At 65.5% G+C, this 19,123-nt stretch carries 19 protein-coding genes; 14 read left to right on the top strand and 5 right to left on the bottom strand.

Features of this window, described 5'->3' with window-relative positions; translation table 11 throughout:
• Positions 1 to 43 precede the first annotated feature (43 nt).
• The 5 genes from AAYO93_RS10050 (at position 44) to dnaE (ending at position 6,441) form a co-directional block, all read left to right on the top strand.
• Entirely contained in the window at positions 44 to 343 is a 300-nt protein-coding gene (locus tag AAYO93_RS10050) for a YggT family protein (RefSeq protein ID WP_345761046.1), read from the top strand.
• A gap of 170 nt (positions 344 to 513) precedes the next feature.
• Positions 514 to 1,299 carry a DivIVA domain-containing protein gene (locus AAYO93_RS10045; protein ID WP_345761045.1) on the top strand — a complete coding sequence of 262 codons (786 nt, stop codon included), beginning with the start codon at positions 514 to 516 and terminating at the stop codon, positions 1,297 to 1,299.
• Complete coding sequence (gene lspA, locus AAYO93_RS10040) at positions 1,289 to 1,963, top strand: signal peptidase II (protein WP_345761044.1); 675 nt, start codon at positions 1,289 to 1,291, stop codon at positions 1,961 to 1,963. The genes AAYO93_RS10045 and lspA overlap by 11 nt, the downstream gene beginning before the upstream one ends.
• Before the next feature lie 8 nt (positions 1,964 to 1,971).
• Positions 1,972 to 2,892 carry an RluA family pseudouridine synthase gene (locus AAYO93_RS10035; protein WP_345761043.1) on the top strand — a complete coding sequence of 307 codons (921 nt, stop codon included), beginning with the start codon at positions 1,972 to 1,974 and terminating at the stop codon, positions 2,890 to 2,892.
• A 36-nt stretch (positions 2,893 to 2,928) separates the two neighbouring features.
• A complete protein-coding gene (gene dnaE, locus AAYO93_RS10030; protein WP_345761042.1) occupies positions 2,929 to 6,441 on the top strand; it encodes a DNA polymerase III subunit alpha in 3,513 nt (1,170 codons plus the stop codon).
• A 31-nt stretch (positions 6,442 to 6,472) separates the two neighbouring features.
• Here the strand turns inward: dnaE and AAYO93_RS10025 are convergent, their stop codons facing one another.
• The gene (locus tag AAYO93_RS10025; RefSeq protein ID WP_345761041.1) at positions 6,473 to 7,015 is read right to left on the bottom strand and encodes a flavin reductase family protein; all 543 of its coding nucleotides are present in this window, start codon (positions 7,013 to 7,015) and stop codon (positions 6,473 to 6,475) included.
• Between the two features lie 92 nt (positions 7,016 to 7,107).
• On the opposite strand from AAYO93_RS10025, the gene hisD reads away from it, so the two are divergent.
• The 3 genes from hisD to AAYO93_RS10010 are packed head-to-tail and all read left to right on the top strand — an operon-like array spanning position 7,108 to position 9,996.
• Positions 7,108 to 8,418, top strand: coding sequence for a histidinol dehydrogenase (gene hisD, locus AAYO93_RS10020; RefSeq protein ID WP_345761040.1), 1,311 nt, complete (start codon positions 7,108 to 7,110; stop codon positions 8,416 to 8,418).
• Positions 8,419 to 8,446: 28 nt separating this feature from the next.
• Positions 8,447 to 8,920, top strand: a complete 474-nt coding sequence (gene nrdR / locus AAYO93_RS10015) for a transcriptional regulator NrdR (protein WP_345761039.1) — start codon at positions 8,447 to 8,449, stop codon at positions 8,918 to 8,920.
• 38 nt (positions 8,921 to 8,958) lie between these two features.
• Positions 8,959 to 9,996 carry a quinone-dependent dihydroorotate dehydrogenase gene (locus AAYO93_RS10010; protein WP_345761038.1) on the top strand — a complete coding sequence of 346 codons (1,038 nt, stop codon included), beginning with the start codon at positions 8,959 to 8,961 and terminating at the stop codon, positions 9,994 to 9,996.
• A 33-nt stretch (positions 9,997 to 10,029) separates the two neighbouring features.
• Here AAYO93_RS10010 and AAYO93_RS10005 read toward each other — a convergent pair whose 3' ends face one another.
• Both AAYO93_RS10005 and AAYO93_RS10000 read right to left on the bottom strand, forming a co-directional pair.
• On the bottom strand, positions 10,030 to 10,977 hold the full coding sequence (locus AAYO93_RS10005) for a ribonuclease HI family protein (RefSeq protein ID WP_345761037.1): 948 nt from the start codon (positions 10,975 to 10,977) through the stop codon (positions 10,030 to 10,032).
• A gap of 2 nt (positions 10,978 to 10,979) precedes the next feature.
• Complete coding sequence (locus tag AAYO93_RS10000) at positions 10,980 to 11,582, bottom strand: DUF3043 domain-containing protein (protein ID WP_345761036.1); 603 nt, start codon at positions 11,580 to 11,582, stop codon at positions 10,980 to 10,982.
• A gap of 38 nt (positions 11,583 to 11,620) precedes the next feature.
• Here AAYO93_RS10000 and AAYO93_RS09995 point away from each other — a divergent pair, with 38 nt between their 5' ends.
• The 5 genes from AAYO93_RS09995 to AAYO93_RS09975 all read left to right on the top strand — a co-directional run bounded on the left by AAYO93_RS09995 (position 11,621) and on the right by AAYO93_RS09975 (position 16,720).
• Positions 11,621 to 13,072 carry a dipeptidase gene (locus tag AAYO93_RS09995; RefSeq protein WP_345761035.1) on the top strand — a complete coding sequence of 484 codons (1,452 nt, stop codon included), beginning with the start codon at positions 11,621 to 11,623 and terminating at the stop codon, positions 13,070 to 13,072.
• Between the two features lie 79 nt (positions 13,073 to 13,151).
• On the top strand, positions 13,152 to 13,508 hold the full coding sequence (gene erpA / locus AAYO93_RS09990) for an iron-sulfur cluster insertion protein ErpA (protein ID WP_345761034.1): 357 nt from the start codon (positions 13,152 to 13,154) through the stop codon (positions 13,506 to 13,508).
• A 143-nt stretch (positions 13,509 to 13,651) separates the two neighbouring features.
• On the top strand, positions 13,652 to 14,539 hold the full coding sequence (gene ctaC, locus AAYO93_RS09985) for an aa3-type cytochrome oxidase subunit II (protein ID WP_345761033.1): 888 nt from the start codon (positions 13,652 to 13,654) through the stop codon (positions 14,537 to 14,539).
• Positions 14,540 to 14,547: 8 nt separating this feature from the next.
• A complete protein-coding gene (gene ctaD, locus AAYO93_RS09980; protein ID WP_345761032.1) occupies positions 14,548 to 16,302 on the top strand; it encodes an aa3-type cytochrome oxidase subunit I in 1,755 nt (584 codons plus the stop codon).
• 1 nt (position 16,303) lies between these two features.
• Positions 16,304 to 16,720 (top strand): cytochrome c oxidase subunit 4, encoded by a 417-nt coding sequence (locus AAYO93_RS09975; protein WP_345761031.1) that lies wholly within the window; start codon positions 16,304 to 16,306, stop codon positions 16,718 to 16,720.
• 29 nt (positions 16,721 to 16,749) lie between these two features.
• Here the strand turns inward: AAYO93_RS09975 and AAYO93_RS09970 are convergent, their stop codons facing one another.
• Positions 16,750 to 17,559, bottom strand: coding sequence for a class I SAM-dependent methyltransferase (locus AAYO93_RS09970; protein ID WP_345761030.1), 810 nt, complete (start codon positions 17,557 to 17,559; stop codon positions 16,750 to 16,752).
• 55 nt (positions 17,560 to 17,614) lie between these two features.
• Between AAYO93_RS09970 and AAYO93_RS09965 the strand changes: the two genes are divergently transcribed.
• Positions 17,615 to 18,214, top strand: a complete 600-nt coding sequence (locus AAYO93_RS09965) for a TetR/AcrR family transcriptional regulator (RefSeq protein ID WP_345761029.1) — start codon at positions 17,615 to 17,617, stop codon at positions 18,212 to 18,214.
• Between the two features lie 43 nt (positions 18,215 to 18,257).
• On the opposite strand, the gene AAYO93_RS09960 is transcribed toward AAYO93_RS09965, so the two are convergent.
• Positions 18,258 to 19,097 carry a putative RNA methyltransferase gene (locus AAYO93_RS09960; RefSeq protein ID WP_345761028.1) on the bottom strand — a complete coding sequence of 280 codons (840 nt, stop codon included), beginning with the start codon at positions 19,095 to 19,097 and terminating at the stop codon, positions 18,258 to 18,260.
• Positions 19,098 to 19,123 lie beyond the last annotated feature (26 nt).

Raw genomic sequence — 19,123 nt, 5'->3', positions numbered from 1 at the left:
GGTCGATGACCGGGCATCGCGCGTGCTTCCGCATACTTAACTCGTGTCCTCCGTCGTCTCCATCCTCGCGACCATCGTCTACTATCTGCTGCTGCTCTATTTCTTCCTCCTCTGGGCGCGGTTCGTGGTCGACCTGGTGCGCGCCTTCAGCAGATCGTGGCGTCCGCACGGCTTCGGCCTCGTGCTCGCCGAGTCCATGTACGTGGCGACCGACCCGCCGATCAAGTTCTTCCGCAAACTGATCCCGCCGTTGTCGATGGGGCCGGTGGCGATCGACTTCGGCTGGAGCCTCACGATGCTGGTCGTCATCGTGGGTTTGTACGTGACGGTGCTCTTCCGCTGAGGTCGCTCGGCATTTCGCTCAGGTCGCTCGTCGTTGCGCGCGGGACCGGGCTGTAGTGTTAGGCGAAGCCGACGCTGGCGTGTCGTGCGGCGTGCGGACCCCGGTTCGACTTTGCTAGCGTTGGCTGAACACGATTTCTGTTCGCATTTCAAGATCTAAGGTGGCTTGACATGGCGCTGACTCCGGAAGATGTAGTCAACAAGCGTTTCCAACCGACGAAGTTCCGTGAGGGCTATGACCAGGACGAGGTCGACGACTTTCTCGACGAGGTGGTCGTAGAGCTTCGTCGGCTCAACCAGGAGAACGAGGAGCTGAAGCAGCGACTCGTGGCGAGCGACTCGCGCATCGCCGAACTCCAGCGCAGCGGCGCACAGGCCGCCCAGGCCGCCCCTGCGGCACCCGAGCAGCCGGCCACCGTTGCCGCTCCGGTCGTCGCCGCTGCAGCAACTCCGGTCGCAGCCGCCTACGCCGCACCGACTCCGGTCGACGCGAACGCGGTCGACCCGTCGAGCACGAACAACCTGCTCCAGCTCGCGCGCCGCCTCCACGAGGAGCACGTGCGCGAGGGCATCGAGAAGCGCGACGCGCTCATCGCGGAGGGCCATGCCACCGCGGCACGGGTCGTCGCCGAGGCCGAGTCGAAGCAGCGTGCCCAGATCAGCCAGCTCGACCAGGAGCGTGCGCTGCTCGAGCACCGCATCGACGAGCTCCGCACGTTCGAGCGCGAATATCGTCAGCAGCTCAGGAGCTACATCGAGAGCCAGCTTCGCGACCTCGAGACGTCCAGCGTCTCGGGCACCGGCAGCTATGCAGCGCCGGCGCAGGCAAGCCAGTCGCCGGCCTCCGGTCAGGTTCCCGTCGTAGCCTCTGCTCCGGCGCCGGCGCTCCCGGCCGCGAACGAGGGCTCGCAGGAGTCGGCTCCGCAGCCGCCGACGTTCCAGGGCTTTGGAGGCTAGCGCCAGGGCGAAGGTCAGCGTTCGGGCGCTCGTCGTTCTGGCCATCGTCGCACTCTGCGTGTACGCGATCGACCAGATCACGAAGTTCCTCGTCGTCAAGAACCTCGTCGAGGACGAGCAGGTCCAGGTCCTGGGCCAATTGCTTCAGTTCCGTTTCGTGAAGAATTCGGGTGCGGCCTTCTCCATCGGGAGCGGGTCCACCTGGATCTTCTCGATCGTCGGTGTCGGCGTGCTGATCTTCGTGATCTGGTACGCACCCAAGATCAAGTCCGTGGCCTGGGCTGTCCTGTTCGGTCTCCTTCTGGGCGGTCTCCTCGGCAACCTGACCGACCGACTGCTGCGCGAACCGGGCTTCGGCGTCGGCCACGTGGTCGACTTCATCCAGATCCCGCTTCTTCCCGCGATCTTCAACATGGCCGATGTCGCGATCGTCTCGAGCATGGTCCTGTTCATCATCCTCACGATTCGCGGTGTCGGACTCGACGGATCGCGCCACCACGACGGCGGGTCCGGAACGGGATCCGCGCTCGACGGCGACGAGAGCACCTCGGCTGAGGCCGGGGGAGCGGGAGACGGCGGCAGCCCGGCATCCGGCACGTCCGCCTCCGGCAGCCCCGACGGCGAAACGCCGCTCAGGCCGGAGTCGCGCTCCGACGCAGCGTAGGCCGCGCAATGGAGTCACGAAGCCTCCCGTTGCCCGACGGCCTGGCCGGCAGCCGCGTCGACGCCGGCATCGCCAAACTGCTCGGCTTCTCACGCACCTTCGCCGCCGAGGTGGCCGAGGCCGGGGGAGTCACCCTCGACGGCGCGGTCGTCGGCAAATCCGACCGGCTGCGCGCCGGCAGTTGGCTCGAGGTCGTCTGGGAGCCGCGCAGCGAAGCGGTCATCGTGCCGATCGCGGTACCTGAGCTCACGGTGGTCTACGACGACGACGACATCGTCGTGATCGACAAGCCGGTCGGGGTCGCCGCGCATCCGTCCGTCGGCTGGACCGGGCCGACCGTCCTGGGCGCGCTGGCGGCGGCGGGCTTCCGCATCTCCACCTCCGGAGCTGCCGAGCGAGCCGGAATCGTTCACCGGCTCGACGCGGGCACCAGCGGTCTCATGGTCGTGGCGAAGTCGGAACGCGCGTACACCGCGCTCAAGCGTGCGTTCCACGACCGAGAAGTCGAGAAGATCTACCACGCCGTCGTCCAGGGGCATCCTGACCCGCTCACAGGAACCATCGACGCGCCGATCGGTCGCCATCCGCGATCCGACTGGAAGTTCGCCGTCATCGCCGACGGCAAGCCGTCGGTCACCCACTACGAGACGATCGAGGCGTTCCCCGCGGCGAGCCTGCTCGAGATCCACCTCGAGACGGGCAGGACGCACCAGATCCGCGTCCACATGGCGGCGCAGAGGCATCCGTGCGTCGGTGACGCCATGTACGGGGCCGACCCGACGCTGTCCGCGCGGCTCGGCCTCACCCGGCAGTGGCTTCACGCCGTGCAGTTGGCGTTCAACCATCCCTCCACAGGCGAGTGGGTGAGTTTCACCTCCGACTATCCGAGCGATCTCCAACACGCACTCGCAGTCCTCCGCGAGAATTAGGCTAGACATCCACCACCATCGCCAGACGGAGAAACAGTGCCATCAAGCGGCGACTCGTTCGTTCACCTTCACGTTCACAGCGAGTACTCCATGCTCGACGGGGCTGCACGCGTCAAACCTCTGATCGATGCAGCCGTCGAACAGGGGATGCCCGCGGTGGCGGTCACCGACCACGGCAACGTCTTCGGCGCGTTCGACTTCTGGAAGACGGCGACCGATGCCGGAATCAAACCGATCATCGGCACCGAGGCCTACCTCACGCCAGGCACGGCCCGGCAGGATCGCACGCGCATCCGCTGGGGCGACGGCGGCGAAGACGACGTGTCCGGGGCGGGCTCGTACACGCACATGACGCTGCTGTCGGCGACCACGCAGGGGATGCACAATCTCTTCAGGCTGTCGTCGCGCGCGTCTATCGAGGGTTACTACTTCAAGCCGCGTATGGATCGCGAGCTTCTGAACCAGTATTCCGACGGGCTCATCGCCACGACGGGATGCCCCAGCGGCGAGGTGCAGACGAGGCTCCGGCTGGGTCAGTACGACGAAGCGAAGAAGGCGGCGTCCGAGTTCCGCGACATCTTCGGCAAAGAGAATTTCTTCTGCGAGATCATGGACCACGGGCTCGGCATCGAGCGCCGCGTCATGAGCGACCTGATCCGGCTCGCGAAAGAGCTCGACCTGCCCCTGGTGGCGACGAACGACCTCCACTACACGCACGCGCACGACGCGACAAGTCATGCGGCGCTGCTCTGCGTGCAGTCCGGCTCGACTCTCGACGACCCCAATCGCTTCAAGTTCGACGCCGACGAGTTCTATCTCAAGTCGGCCGCGCAGATGCGCCAGCTCTTCCGGGACTACCCCGAAGCCTGCGACAACACCCTGCTGATCGCCGAGCGCTGCGATGTCAAGTTCAACACCTCCGCGAACTACATGCCCCGATTCCCGGTGCCCGCCGGCGAGACCGAGGAGACGTGGTTCATCAAGGAGGTCGAGAACGGCCTGCACGAACGCTACCCGGCCGGCATCCCCGACGAGGTGCGCACGCAGGCCGACTACGAGATCGGCGTGATCTCGCAGATGGGCTTCCCCGGCTACTTCCTCGTCGTCGCCGACTTCATCAACTGGTCGAAGCGCAACGGAATCCGGGTCGGTCCCGGTCGTGGATCCGGTGCGGGCTCCATGGCCGCATACGCGATGAAGATCACCGATCTCGACCCGCTGCGGCACGGACTCATCTTCGAGCGGTTCCTCAATCCCGACCGAGTGTCGATGCCTGACTTCGATGTCGACTTCGACGACCGCCGTCGCGGCGAGGTCATCAAGTACGTGACGGAGAAGTACGGCGAGGAGCGCGTGGCGCAGATCGTGACGTACGGCACGATCAAGGCCAAGCAGGCGCTGAAGGACTCCTCCCGGGTGCTCGGATTCCCGTTCGGGATGGGCGAGAAGCTGACCAAGGCGATGCCGCCGCCCGTCATGGGCAAGGACATCCCGCTCACCGGCATCTTCGACCGCGATCATCCGCGCTACAAGGAGGCTGCGGACATCCGCGGCGTCGTCGAGACGGACGCGGAGGCGAAGACGGTGTTCGACACCGCACTCGGCCTCGAGAACCTGAAGCGCCAGTGGGGCGTGCACGCCGCCGGCGTGATCATGTCCTCCGATCCGCTGATCGACATCATCCCGATCATGAAGCGGGAGCAGGACGGCCAGATCGTCACGCAGTTCGACTATCCGGCGTGCGAGTCGCTCGGCCTCATCAAGATGGACTTCCTGGGGCTGCGGAACCTCACCATCATCAACGACGCGCTCGACAACATCGAGGCCAACCGCGGCATCCGGCCGGTGCTCGAAGAGCTGGAGCTCGACGACCGGCCCGCCTACGACCTGCTCTCGCGGGGAGACACCCTCGGGGTGTTCCAGCTCGACGGCGGGCCGATGCGATCCCTGCTGCGCCTCATGAAGCCCGACAACTTCGAAGACATCTCGGCACTGATCGCGCTGTACCGGCCGGGCCCGATGGGCGCCAACTCGCACACGAACTACGCCCTCCGCAAGAACCACCTGCAAGAGATCACGCCGATCCATCCGGAGCTTGCCGAGCCGCTCGCCGAGATCCTCTCGACCAGCTACGGGCTCATCATCTACCAGGAGCAGGTGATGGCGATCGCCCAGAAGGTCGCAGGGTTCTCGCTCGGCCAGGCGGACATCCTCCGGCGCGCGATGGGAAAGAAGAAGAAGTCCGAGCTCGACAAGCAGTTCGAGGGCTTCGCGTCCGGAATGCAGGCGAACGGCTATTCCATGGCGGCCGTCAACAAGCTGTGGGAGATCCTGCTCCCGTTCTCCGACTACGCCTTCAACAAAGCCCACTCGGCCGCATACGGCGTCGTCTCCTATTGGACCGCGTACCTCAAGGCGCACTATCCCGCGGAGTACATGGCCGCGCTGCTCACCAGTGTCGGTGACTCCAAGGACAAGATGGCGATCTACCTCAACGAGTGCCGGCGCATGGGAATCAAGGTGCTGCCGCCCGACGTGAACGAGTCGATCGGATTCTTCGCCGCAGTCGGGTCCGACATCCGCTTCGGCCTCGGGGCGGTGCGCAACGTCGGCACCAACGTCGTCGACGGCATCCGCGCTGCACGCGAAGCGAAGGGGCGATTCGAGTCGTTCCACGACTTCCTGTCGAAGGTTCCGATCCATGTCGCAAACAAGCGGACGATCGAATCCCTGATCAAGGCAGGCGCATTCGATTCGCTGGGTGCGACGAGGCGTGCGCTCGTCGAGGTCCACGAAGACGCGGTCGAATCGGCGGTGAGCCTCAAACGCAACGAGGCGAACGGGCAGGTCGATCTGTTCGCCGGCATGTTCGAGTTCGACGAGGTGCACGAGCGCGTTCCCGACAGGCCCGAGTGGGCGAAACGTGACAAGCTCGCCTTCGAACGCGAGATGCTCGGTCTGTACGTTTCGGACCATCCGCTCGCCGGTCTCGAACTCCAACTGGCAAAGCACGCCAGCACGGGAATCGCCGACCTCATCGCCTCTGAATCGACCCAGGACGGCGACACGGTCACGATCGCGGGCCTGGTGACCTCGGTGCAGCACCGCACGGCCAAGAACTCGGGCAATCAGTACGGCTTGATCCAGGTCGAGGACTTCGGCGGCGAGATGACCGTGATGTTCATGGGCAAGGCGTACCAGGAATTCGCGCCTGCGCTCGTCGGCGACTCGATCGTGGTCATCCGTGGGCGTGTCAGCATGCGCGACGACGGAATGAACCTCCACGCGTTCAGTCTGTTCACGCCCGACCTGGGCCAGAGTCTGGGGTCCGGTCCGCTCGTGATCTCACTTCCCGATCAGCGGGCGACGACCGATACGGTCAAAGCGCTCAACGATGTGCTCATCCGGCACGCGGGCAAGAACGAAGTGCGCCTGAGACTCATCAAAGGCCAGACGGCGCGTGTGTTCGAAGTGCCGTACCCGGTGTCGGTAAGCGCCGATCTCTACGGCGAGCTGAAGGGGCTGCTCGGTCCGAACTGCCTGAGCTGAGTCGCGGCGGGAGCGAGAATCGCGCGCCGGCTCAGGCGGGATCGCCCGGCGCGAAGTAGGTGCGCTCGTGATAAAGGAGCGGCGAGTCGTCGTCGTTGAGCTCGCCCTGCTCGATCTGCACCACGACGACGGCGTTGTTGTGAACCGGGAACCGCTCGACGATCCGGCCGATCATCCAGCTCGTCACGTCCTTGATGATCGGCAGTCCGTGCGGCCCCGGATACCAATGGTCCCCGTCGAACCGCACGCTGTTGTCGGCGGCGAGTTTCTGCGCAACGCTCCGATTCCGCACGCCCAGGGTGTGGATGACGAGCCGATCGGTCTCGGCGAGTGCGGGCCAGCTGGACGCACTCCGGGCGATGTTGAACGTGGCCAGCGGAGGCACCGCCGCCAGAGACGCAAGCGAGGTGGCCGTGAACCCGACGGGGAGCCCGTCGGCAGTGAGGGCGGTGATGATCGCGACGCCGGCGGCATGACGGCGGAATCCCTGCCGGAACGCCGCCAGGTCAGGCGTGACATCCGGCTCCACCCTGTCGGACGGGAGCCGGTTCTCGGGAATCGCGAAGCTGTTCATACGTATGCATGAAGCGCCGCGCGCCTCACGGTTATTCCTTGCCTGTGGATGGATCAGGGCGCGAAGGCCGGAACGGATAGGCTTGACAGGCCATGATGCAGACCATCGATCTTCGCGGAATACAGCCTAATCGCGCCGCCTTCACCAGTCTGGTGCCGCGGCCCGCCGTCGACGTCTCTGTTGCGCTTCATGTCGCGACAGAACTCATCGACGATGTTCGTTCACGCGGGCGTGCCGCCCTCGACGAACAGGCAGAGAAGTTCGACGGTGGCCGTGCGACGAGCATCCGTGTACCCGCGTCCGAGATCGAGGCGGCCGTCCGGGGGCTTCCCGCCGACGTGCGCGAGGCGCTCGACGAGGCCATCGTCCGCGTCCGGCAGGCTACTGCTGCACAGGTCCCTGCCGAGGTGCTGACGACGATCGGCCCGGGGGCGACCATCGTCCAGCGCTGGCAGCCTGTCGCCCGCGCCGGGTTGTACGTTCCCGGCGGCAAAGCGGTCTATCCCTCCAGCGTCGTGATGAACGCGGTGCCCGCCCAGGTCGCCGGTGTCGGCTCGATCGCCCTGGCGAGCCCGCCGCAGGCGGCGTTCGGCGGGGCCGTTCACCCGACCATCCTCGGTGCCGCGGGTCTGCTCGGCATCGACGAGGTCTACGCGATGGGCGGGGCCGGGGCGATCGGAGCGCTCGCCTTCGGGGTGGAAGAGCTCGGACTCGATCCGGTGCAGGTCATCACCGGGCCCGGCAACATCTACGTCGCCGCGGCGAAGCGGGTGGTTCGCGGACAGGCAGGTATCGATTCTGAGGCCGGTACGACCGAGATCCTCGTCATCGCCGACGATTCGGCGGATGCGACCCTCGTCGCCGCCGACCTCGTGAGTCAGGCGGAGCACGACGAGGCGGCCGCAGCGGTGCTCGCCACAGACAGTCCTGAGCTCGCTGATCGCGTCATGCGTGAACTGGAACGCCTCGCACGCGCTACGCGGCACTCCGTGCGCGTCACCGCTGCATTGTCCGGTCCGCAGTCGGCGATCGTGCTGGTCGACGATCTTGCAGCAGCTGCGGCCTTCAGCAACGCGTACGGGCCCGAGCACCTTGAGATCCAGACGGCGGACCCGGAGGCCGTGCTGGCCGATATCGAGAACGCCGGAGCGATCTTCCTCGGAGCGCACTCACCGGTGAGCCTCGGCGACTACCTCGCCGGCTCGAACCACGTGCTTCCCACCGGCGGACAGGCACGATTCTCACCGGGACTCGGTGCGTACTCGTTCCTCCGGCCGCAGCAGGTCATCCGCTACGACCGTGACGCCCTGGGCGAGGTCGCCGAGCGAATCGTCGCATTGTCCGGTGCAGAAGATCTCCCTGCCCACGGTGAGGCCGTCACGGCTCGCTTCACGGCCCCGTAGGTCCGAACTCGGTTAGGATTCGAGCACCATGTTCTGTCCCTTCTGCCGCCACCCCGACTCTCGCGTCATCGACTCCCGTACGAGCGACGACGGGATGTCGATCCGCCGCCGCCGCCAGTGCCCGGAATGCGGTCGGCGTTTCAGCACGACCGAGACCGCGAGCCTGAGCGTGATCAAGCGAAGCGGCGTGGCCGAGCCGTTCAGCCGGGAGAAGATCGTCAGCGGCGTGCGCAAGGCCTGCCAGGGTCGCCCGGTCACCGACTCCGACCTTGCCGTGCTGGCCCAGAAGGTCGAGGAGACGATCCGTTCGACCGGGGCGTCCCAGATCGACGCGAACGACATCGGGCTCGCGATCCTTCCGCCGCTTCGCGAACTCGATGAGGTCGCGTACCTGCGTTTCGCCAGCGTGTACCAGGGGTTCGATTCTCTCGACGACTTCGAAGATGCGATCACCCAGCTGCGGGTCGAGCACGGCTCTGAGCGCGTCGACGCTGCGAACTGAGCCGGTCACGTCGGCCATGCCGGTACGCTGACACAGGCATGTATCGCACACTCTTCACCCTCGTCCTGTCGAAGCTCGACCCCGAACGGGCGCATCATCTGGCGTTCGTCGTCATCCAGGCGCTCCCGACCCTCGGCTTCGGTCGCCTGGTGCGACGATTCACCCGCCCCGACCCGACCCTGAAGACGAAAGCCCTTGGCCTCGAGTTCGACTCTCCGTTCGGCGTCGCCGCCGGATTCGACAAAGACGGTAAAGCCGTCATCGGGCTCGGCCAGCTCGGCTTCGGCCACGTCGAAGTCGGAACGATCACCGCGATCGCCCAGCCGGGGAACGAGAAGCCGCGGCTGTTCCGCCTCATCCCTGACCGCGCCGTCATCAATCGGATGGGATTCAACAACGGGGGAGCAGTAGCCGCAGCAGACCGTCTGGCGCGGATAGCGCGACGTACGACCCGGGCAGTGCTCGGCGTGAACATCGGAAAGAGCCGGGTGGTCGCAGTCGAAGACGCCACCGCCGACTACCTGACGAGTGCTCGCGCCCTCGCGCCGGTGGCCGACTACCTCGTGGTCAATGTCAGCTCGCCCAACACGCCCGGACTGCGCGGCCTCCAGGAGCTCGAACAGCTGGAACCTCTGCTCGCATCGGTCAAGGCCGAGGCCGGCCGTGTCCCGCTCCTCGTGAAGATCGCACCCGACCTCACCGACGATCAGGTCGAGAGGATCGCCGGTCTCGTCGTCCGAATCGGACTCGACGGCATCATCGCGACGAACACGACGATCTCGCGGGAGGGCCTGCGCACCGAAGCAGCCATCGTCGAGGCGGCGGGCGCGGGAGGGCTCTCCGGCGCCCCGCTGGCAGCCCGGTCGCTCGAAGTGCTGCGCCTGATCAGGTCGATCGTGCCGAGCGATCTCTGCGTGATCTCCGTGGGCGGGGTGGAAACTGCCGACGATGTCGCCGAACGGCTCGCTGCAGGAGCCACTCTGGTGCAGGGCTACACGGCGTTTCTGTATCGCGGTCCGCTCTGGGCGCGCCAGATCAACCGGGGACTCGTCACGCGCAACCTCGTCACGCGCTGATCCGGCCGCGGCTTGCCGCATCGCCGCGCCGGGTCAGGATTCGGGCGTTCCCTGGTGGAACCGCAGGCGCCAGCGTCCGTCGACGCGAAGCCAGAGCGAGCTGCGAAGGGCTGACCCGCGCGAGTCGGAGGTGCGCGCGGTCAGAAGGATCGCATCCGGTGCGACCAGTTCGCTCCCGAGCACCTCGAAGTCAATGCGTTCTGGCTGCTGACCGGCCAGTTCGTTGACGATCGCGTCTCGGCTCCACAGGCGACCCGAACTCCCGATCTCCTCGAATTCGGAGTGCAGGATGGCCGCGACGCGAGAAGAATCCGCCCGGACGGTCGGATTCAGCAGTTCGCGTTCGAGGGTCTCCACCAGCTGATGGTCGTCCGTCGGGGCCACGATGTCGTCGTCGCCGAACAGGTCCAGCTGGGGAGCCGTCGTCGCGGTCGAAGCAGGCGGCGCGCTCACGGCGGTGACGGGCTCGCCGGAGGGTTCGGGCGCCGGCTCGACAGCGGGCCGACCCTCGCTTCCGCGCCCCGGCCATCCCGGACCGATCGGAATCGGCGAGCCGTTCTGGTACGCCGTCGCAACGGCGCGCGCGCGCACATCCGCTGCCTCATTGAGCTCGTGCCCGGCGTGACCCTTCACCCACTCGAAGGTGTAACGGCGGCCGGTGGTCGCGCGGTCGAGACGTTCGAGCAGTTCGCGGTTGAGCACCGGTTTGCCGTCGGCCTTGCGCCAGCCTTTGCGCTTCCAGCCGGGCATCCACTTCGTGACCGCATTGATCACATACTGGCTGTCGCACAGGATGCGCAGGTCGTCATCGAGATGGGCGGTCGAGTCGAGCAGGTCGATGACCGCCATCAGCTCGCCCTGGTTGTTGGTCCCGTGCGGCCAGCCGCCCGCGGCCCAGGTGTTGTCATCGACGTACCATGCCCATCCGGCCGGACCGGGGTTGCCGAGGGCAGAGCCGTCCGCAGCAGCGACGATCGTCACGGTCAGCTGGGGTACTGTCCGCGCTTGACCTGCGGCTTCGGCAGACGGATGACGCGCAGCTGGAGGGCGCGCATCGCTGCGTACCAGCGGACGCCCTTCTCCACCTTCGATTTGCCGAACTTGGCGCCGAGGCCCTTGCGGACCAGGTAGCCGAGGAAGAAGCAGTCGAGCACGGCGATGATGAAGAACGCCCAGAGGGCGATGATGCCGTACAGCTGGACGTCGCGCTGCGGGAAGAATGTCAGCACAATGACGAGCAGCATGACGGGGATCATGAACTCGCCGATGTTGAAGCGCGCATCGACGTAGTCGCGCACGAAACGGCGCTGAGGACCACGGTCGCGCGCGGTGAGGTACTTGTCGTCGCCGGCCGCCATGCCGACGCGGGCGCGCTCGCGTGCCTCCGACGTCTTGACTCGAGCCTGGCGTGCCGCCTCTTTACGGTCGTTGGGCACGAGGGGGCGCTTGCGGGCGGCCTCCTGCTCACGGCGCGTCGGCGTCGGGGCTCCCTTGCCCGCGATTCGCGCTGCAGTCTCTTCTGCGGTCTCCTGGACCGGCTGGTTCGCCGGAGCGGTCGCGCTCGGCGTTGTGTCTCGTTTTGCCACGGTAAGCCCTCGATTGGTGTCCGGCTAAGATTACCTGCATGACGAACCACCCACAGACGAATGATCCACAGTCGACTACGCCCGGAACGAACGACGACGCATCAGCGGCACTCGAGGCACGCGTGCGTGAAGCGGTGGAAGGGGGCATCCCGTCCACGATCGCCGATCTGTCGAACCTGGTGCGCATCCCTTCGGTCTCGTGGGCGGCCTTCGATGCCGAGAACGTCGCAGCGAGTTCGCGGGCGGTGGCGGCCCTCCTCGAGGGGACCGGCGCCTTCGACGAGGTCCGTGTGGCTCAGGCGCCGATCGGCGAAGGCCCGGAGCTCGGCCAGCCGGCCGTCCTCGCGACGCGCGCGGCACGCAACGGGCGCCCGACAGTCCTTCTCTACGCGCACCACGACGTGCAGCCGCAGGGTCGCGACGAGGACTGGGATACGTCGCCGTTCGAGCCGACCGTGCGCGGAGACCGGCTCTACGGCCGTGGCGCGGCCGACGACAAGGCAGGTGTGATGGCGCACGTCGCCTCGGTGCGCGCCCTCCTCGAAGCACACGGTGACGATTTCGACCTGGGACTCGCGGTCTTCATCGAAGGGGAGGAGGAGTTCGGATCCCGATCCTTCGCGAACTTCCTCCAGCTCCATCGCGACGCGCTGGCGGCCGACGTCATCGTCGTCGCGGACTCCGACAACTGGGATCTCGACACTCCCGCGCTCACCGTCGGCCTGCGCGGTAACGTCACGTTCCGCCTGACCGTCAGGACGCTGGGGCACGCGTCGCATTCAGGCATGTTCGGGGGAGCGGTACCGGATGCGATGCTCGCCATGATCCGGCTGCTCTCGACCCTGCACGCTGAGGACGGGTCGGTCGGCGTCGAAGGCCTCACCGAGCACGATGGCGAGACCCCGGCATACGACGAGGACCAGCTCCGCCACGAGGCAGCCCTCCTGGACGGGGTCACCCCGGTCGGGTCGGGAACCATCCTGAGCCGCATCTGGTCGAAGCCGTCGATCACCGTGACCGGGATCGACGCACCCAGCGTGGCCAATGCATCCAACACGCTCGCTCCGTCGGCAGCGGTCCGCATCAGCGCGCGGATCGCGCCCGGGCAGGCAGCATCTGATGCGTACACGGCCCTCGAGCGCCACCTGCGCGACAACGCCCCGTTCGGCGCCCACATCGAGATCGACGATGTCGACCTCGGCGATCCGTTCCTGGTGGACACGTCGGGCTGGGCTGTGGCCGAAGCGAAGCGTGCGATGGCGGATGCGTGGGGATCCGAGCCCGTCGAGATGGGCGTCGGAGGGTCCATCCCTTTCATCGCCGACCTCGTGCGGGTCTTCCCCGGCGCACAGATCCTCGTGACCGGCGTCGAAGACCCGGATTCCCGGGCGCACAGCCCGAACGAGTCCCTTCACCTGGGCGTCTTCAGGCGTGCCGTCCTCACCGAGGCGCTCCTGCTTTCACGGCTGGATCGGCGCACGACGGAATGATCACGGCGACTTTCGAGTTTTCCGACGTAGAATCTCGTTAGATTTCGATGGATCACCCTCACAACTCGTCAGGAGCACTATGACCGACACGACACTCGCTGAGACCCGAGCCCACGGCGTGGGCCTCACCGACACGGCCGCCGGCAAGGTCCGGAGCCTGCTCGAGCAGGAGGGTCGCGATGACCTTCGCCTGCGCGTTGCTGTGCAGCCCGGCGGCTGCTCGGGCCTCATCTACCAGCTGTACTTCGACGAGCGCATGCTCGACGGGGACGCGACGGTGGACTTCGACGGTGTCGAGGTGATCGTCGACAAGATGAGCGTCCCATACCTCGATGGCGCGACGATCGACTTCGAGGACACGATCCAGAAGCAGGGCTTCACGATCGACAACCCGAACGCATCGGGCAGCTGCGCCTGTGGAGACTCGTTCCACTAGCCGCTCTTTACCACAAGAATCCAGCTCGGGCCGCCCTTCGGGGTGGCCCTTTCTGGTTCATTCCGGCGTGTGTCTCGGAGTAGGGTAGTTACGGTCAATACAGTTGCTACTGAACTGTTCACGAGTCTCTCGAAAGGTCACCGGTGCGTCACAATCGTCGTCTCCGATGGGCTGCTATTCCGATCGCAGCGACACTTGCATTCGTACTCGCAGGGTGCACTGAGGCCCAGCTGCACGGATTCCTGCCCGGCTTCCAAGCCGGACAGCCTCCCGTCACCAACCACACGGAGCGCATCAGCGGCCTCTGGGTGACGAGCTGGATCGTCCTGCTGGTCGTGGGTGTGATCGTCTGGGGCCTTGTGATCTGGGCGGTCATCGTCTATCGCCGCCGCAAGGGGCAGACGGGCCTTCCCGCACAGCTGCGGTACAACATGCCGATCGAGATCTTCTACACGATCGTGCCGCTCATCCTCGTTCTCGGATTCTTCGCCTTCACGGCGAGGGATCAGGAGGCGATCGAGCAGCCGTACGCCAACCCCGACATCAAGATCCACGTCCTCGCGAAGCAGTGGGCATGGGACTTCAACTACGTCAACGAGAACGTCTACGACCCCGGAATCCAGGCGCAGCCGGATGACAAGAGCTCGCAGCCGGGAGCGGTCGAAGAGAGCAAGATCCCGACCCTGTACCTCCCCGAGAACAAGACGGTCACGATCATTCTCGACTCGCGTGACGTGATCCACTCGTTCTGGGTGCCGGCGATGCTCTACAAGAAAGACGTCATCCCCGGTAAGACGAACTACATGTACTTCAGCACGACCAGCCGCACGGGAACATTCGTCGGAAAGTGCGCGGAGCTCTGCGGCGAGTACCACTCGGCGATGCTCTTCAACCTGAAGATCGTTCCGCAGGCTGAATACGACGCGCACATCCAGTCGCTGCGTGACAAGGGATTCGAAGGACAGCTCGGCATCGAGTACGACCGCAACAACAACCTGCCCGGCACCACCCCGCCGAAGGTAAACCAGTAGGGGCATCCATGACTACGACTACAGCACCCGCTCCCGCATCGACGGCGACCCCGCTCCCCAAAGCCACGCAGGCGTTCACCGCAGGCAACGTGGAGCGCAAGGGCAACCTCCTGGTGAGCTACATCACCTCGACGGACCACAAGACCATCGGTTACCTGTACCTGGTCACCTCGTTCCTCTACTTCCTCATCGGCGGCGTCATGGCGCTGATCATCCGGGCACAGCTCTTCGAGCCGGGCCTCCAGGTCGTGCAGACCAAGGAACAGTACAACCAGCTGTTCACCATGCACGGCACGATCATGCTGCTGATGTTCGCGACGCCACTGTTCGCCGGCTTCGTGAACGCACTCATGCCGCTCCAGATCGGTGCGCCTGACGTGGCGTTCCCTCGGTTGAACGCGCTTGCGTACTGGTTCTACAGCTTCGGCTCGCTCATCGCGGTAGCCGGGTTCCTCACCCCGCAGGGCGCGGCCTCATTCGGATGGTTCGCCTACGCGCCGCTGTCGAGCACGACGTTCTCACCCGGCGTGGGCGGCAACCTCTGGGTGCTCGGTCTCGGGTTGTCCGGTTTCGGAACCATCCTCGGCGCGGTGAACTTCATCACGACGATCATCACGATGCGTGCTCCCGGCATGACCATGTTCCGCATGCCGATCTTCACCTGGAACGCACTCGTCACGTCGATCCTCGTGCTGATGGCGTTCCCGGTACTCGCTGCGGCGCTGTTCGCGCTGGCGGCCGACCGCGTGTTCGACGCCCACGTCTATGACGCGGCCAATGGTGGTGTGCTCCTCTGGCAGCACCTGTTCTGGTTCTTCGGCCATCCCGAGGTGTACATCATCGCGCTGCCGTTCTTCGGCATCGTCTCAGAGGTGTTCCCTGTGTTCAGCCGCAAGCCGATCTTCGGATACAAGACGCTGATCTACGCGACGATCTCCATCGCTGCGCTGTCCGTCACTGTGTGGGCACACCACATGTACGTGACCGGATCGGTGCTCCTGCCGTTCTTCTCGCTGATGACGATGCTCATCGCAGTCCCGACCGGTGTGAAGATCTTCAACTGGATCGGCACGATGTGGCGTGGGTCGATCACGTTCGAATCCCCGATGCTCTGGGCGATCGGCTTCCTCATCACGTTCACCTTCGGTGGCCTCACCGGTGTGATCCTGGCATCGCCGCCGCTCGACTTCCACGTGTCAGACACGTACTTCGTCGTGGCCCACTTCCACTACGTGGTCTTCGGAACCGTCGTCTTCGCAATGTTCTCGGGCTTCTACTTCTGGTGGCCCAAGTGGACCGGCAAGATGCTCAACGACCGACTCGGCAAATGGCACTTCTGGCTCCTCTTCATCGGATTCCACACGACGTTCCTCATCCAGCACTGGCTCGGCGTGATCGGCATGCCGCGACGGTACGCGACCTACCTGCCGCAGGACGGATTCACCTGGATGAACCAGGTGTCGAGCATCGGTGCCGGCATCCTCGCCGTCTCGATGATCCCGTTCTTCGTGAACGTGTATCTGACCGCGCGCAATGCTCCGCGGGTGACGGTGAACGACCCGTGGGGTTACGGCCGATCGCTCGAGTGGGCGACCAGCTGCCCGCCACCCCGGCACAACTTCACCTCGATTCCCCGCATCCGCAGCGAGTCGCCTGCGTTCGACCTCAACCACCCCGAGGCGGGTATCCCGCTCGGAATCGGAAGCGGAAAAGACGCACCCGATACACCCGTGTACGACCTCGACAGTGAGAAGGTGAAGTGAGATGAGGGCAAACTCGAACCTGTTCTGGATCCTCGCCGGATTCTTCCTCCTCTCGGCCGCGCTTTACACGGTGTGGAGCCTGCTGTACTACGGCAAGGTCGAGTGGGTCGGAACCGTCGCGCTCACGCTGAGCACGATCCTGGCGACGTTCCTCGCGTTCTACATCGGTCGGTCGTACTCGTCACAGGGTGGTGAACTCCCTGAGGACCGCCTCGATGCGAACGTCGACGACGGCGATCCGGAGCTCGGGCACTTCAGCCCGTGGAGTTGGTGGCCGATCGCTCTCGCTTTCGGTGCGGGCCTCGTGGTGCTCGGAATCGCTGTCGGTTTCTGGATCGCCTACATCGGTGTGGCTTTCACGATCGTCTGCCTGGTCGGCTGGACGTACGAGTACTACCGCGGCTACTTCGCGCGCTGACACGCCTCAGGAGGCCGCGCAGGAGCCTCTCAGGCGGCTGCGCGATCTGCCGTGATGGCGACGCTGGCGTAGTACATGGTGAAGCTGCCGCCATGCTCGTCGATGACGCGTGCGGACCGGGCGAGGAGTTCGGCGAGTCGGTCCGCGGGAATGCGATTGTGGCCGCCCATGGTGGGAACCAGGTCGAGCCACGCATCCCGCGTGACAGCGGTCGACCAATCGAAGCGCAGTCGTCGGGGTTCCGCGAACGCACCGCTCGTGCTGATCCCGTCGATGGTGTTCGAGGTGATGGCGTCATAGCCGTCCAGGGCTTGTGCAACCCACGGCGTGAACGGCAATCCGGTGTCCACGGAACGGTAGATGTCCGCGAAGGCCGCGGCGATTTCTGGGTCCGGGTCGCCGACGTTCCAGAAGACCGCCAGCCGTCCCCCCGACGGAAGAACGTGAGCTGCCTTCGCAGCACCGGCTACCGGATCGATCCAGTGCCAGGTCTGGCCCGCAATCACCGCGTCGAAGAATCTACCCCCTGAGTCCCAGTCTTCGAAACGAGAAACGTCGACTGCAAACCCGCGCGAGCGTGCGAGTTCAGCCATACGCGGATCGACCTCGACGCCCGAGACCTCTGCACCGGCCTCACGGAACGGCAGCGCGGAGATTCCGGTGCCGATACCCACGTCGAGCACCCGGCGACCGGTCAAGCCGGCCAGGACTGCGTCGGCGAGAGCCTGCGGATAGCGGGGTCGGGAGCGATCATAACGAGTGGCGTCATCGCCGAAGGACTCGGCGATCGAGCGATGGTGATGCGGTACCGGGTCCGGAGGAGGCGTTAGAGTGACCACATGCCCACTCTAAGTGGGCGCTCGCCCATTTGTCCACGTATCGAATGAGAGTCTCGTGCCGACCGGAATCGCGCTGCAGGATCCGCGAGCGACCTTGTTTGCCGCAGCGGAGCGGGTACTGATACGGGACGGCGTGGGTGGATTGACCAGCCGGGCGGTAACCGAGGAGGCGGGCGTCGCCAAGGGTGTCCTACATCGTCATTTCGTCGACTTCGATGATTTTCTCGCCGAGTTGATCCGCGATCACATCGCCTTGCTCGGCGTGGAGAGTTCGCGGCTCGATGAATCGGTCGGCAGGGGAAGTCTCGTGTCGAACCTTGCCGACGCACTGATGCGCATCTTCACCCCGACGGCCCTGGGGCTCATAGCCGTGGCGGGCACCCGCAACGACGTTCGCGTCAGGTTGCGAGCGGGCACCCCGTCAGGCATCCCGATCCTCACCGAATCGACGGCAATGATCGCCTCTTATCTGCGTGCCGAGCGACAGTTAGGGCGACTGACGCTGCAGGCGGACACGGAGAGACTCGCATTCGCTCTGATCGGCACCGGGCACCTGCTGTTCGCCGGAGAACTCGGCGGCCTGCCGGACGATGACGCTGTCGAAGAGGTGGTCGAATCGATCATCGTCGGTGCCGAACCGGGGCTGCGCCCCTGAGGTAGCGGTGGACGGCATCCGGCTCAGCACTCCGAGATCGGCGTCAGCGAGCCGCGAAGGCGAGGACGTCCACAGCTGCGGTGACGCTTGCATGCGCAGGAACTTCGAGCGGACCGACCTGTTCGTGCACGCTCTCGGGCGTGTGATGTGCCGACGGCCCCATCGCCACAAGCGAATCGGCTAGCACCTCGTCGTAGGCGATGTCGAGGACGACGCTGGTGCTCGCGACAAGGGTGAACTGGTCGCGAGCCGTTTCGATGAGCGTCGGCGCTTTGTCGGCCGGCACGTCCAGCATCCGACCGTTCTCGCGAAGCTCATGCAGATGTTCGGCGCGCGGAACCACGACGACGAGCGTTCCGTTCGGAGCGAGGATGCGGTGGAATTCGGACAGATTGCGCGGCGCGAAGATGTTCAGGATCACGTCGGCGATGCCGTCACGGATCGGCAGGGGCTGCCAGGTGTCCGCGACGAGGCCGTCGATTGTACTGGCAGCCTTGACGGCGCGTGCGACGGCAGCGGGGGAGAGGTCCAGAGCCAGTCCCCGCGCGGTCGGCCGCACCGCGAGAACCGACTGCAGGTAGTAACCCGTGCCGGCCCCGGCGTCGAGGATCCGATGTTCTTCCTGGCGAAGCTCGAGCAACGCACTCACTTCTTCGACGATCGGCGTGTAGGTTCCCTGTTCGAGAACGCGTGCGCGCGCATCCAGCATCGAAGGCGTGTCGCCGACGACCCGCGACCGCGATCCGAGCAACGTGACATAGCCGCGCTTGTTGACGTCGAAACGATGGCCGTTGACACAACCGAGAACGGTCGCCGCTGCAGGCATGAGGGGCTCGGTGCACGTGGGGCATCTCAGCCACGCGGCGAGAGTCTCAGTGGACACGGCGCCTCCTGTCGTGTGCGGCGACT

This window comes from Diaminobutyricibacter sp. McL0608, assembly GCF_039613825.1.
In the GTDB taxonomy this organism is placed as follows: domain Bacteria; phylum Actinomycetota; class Actinomycetes; order Actinomycetales; family Microbacteriaceae; genus Diaminobutyricibacter.
This window is presented reverse-complemented; position numbering and strand designations above follow the sequence as displayed.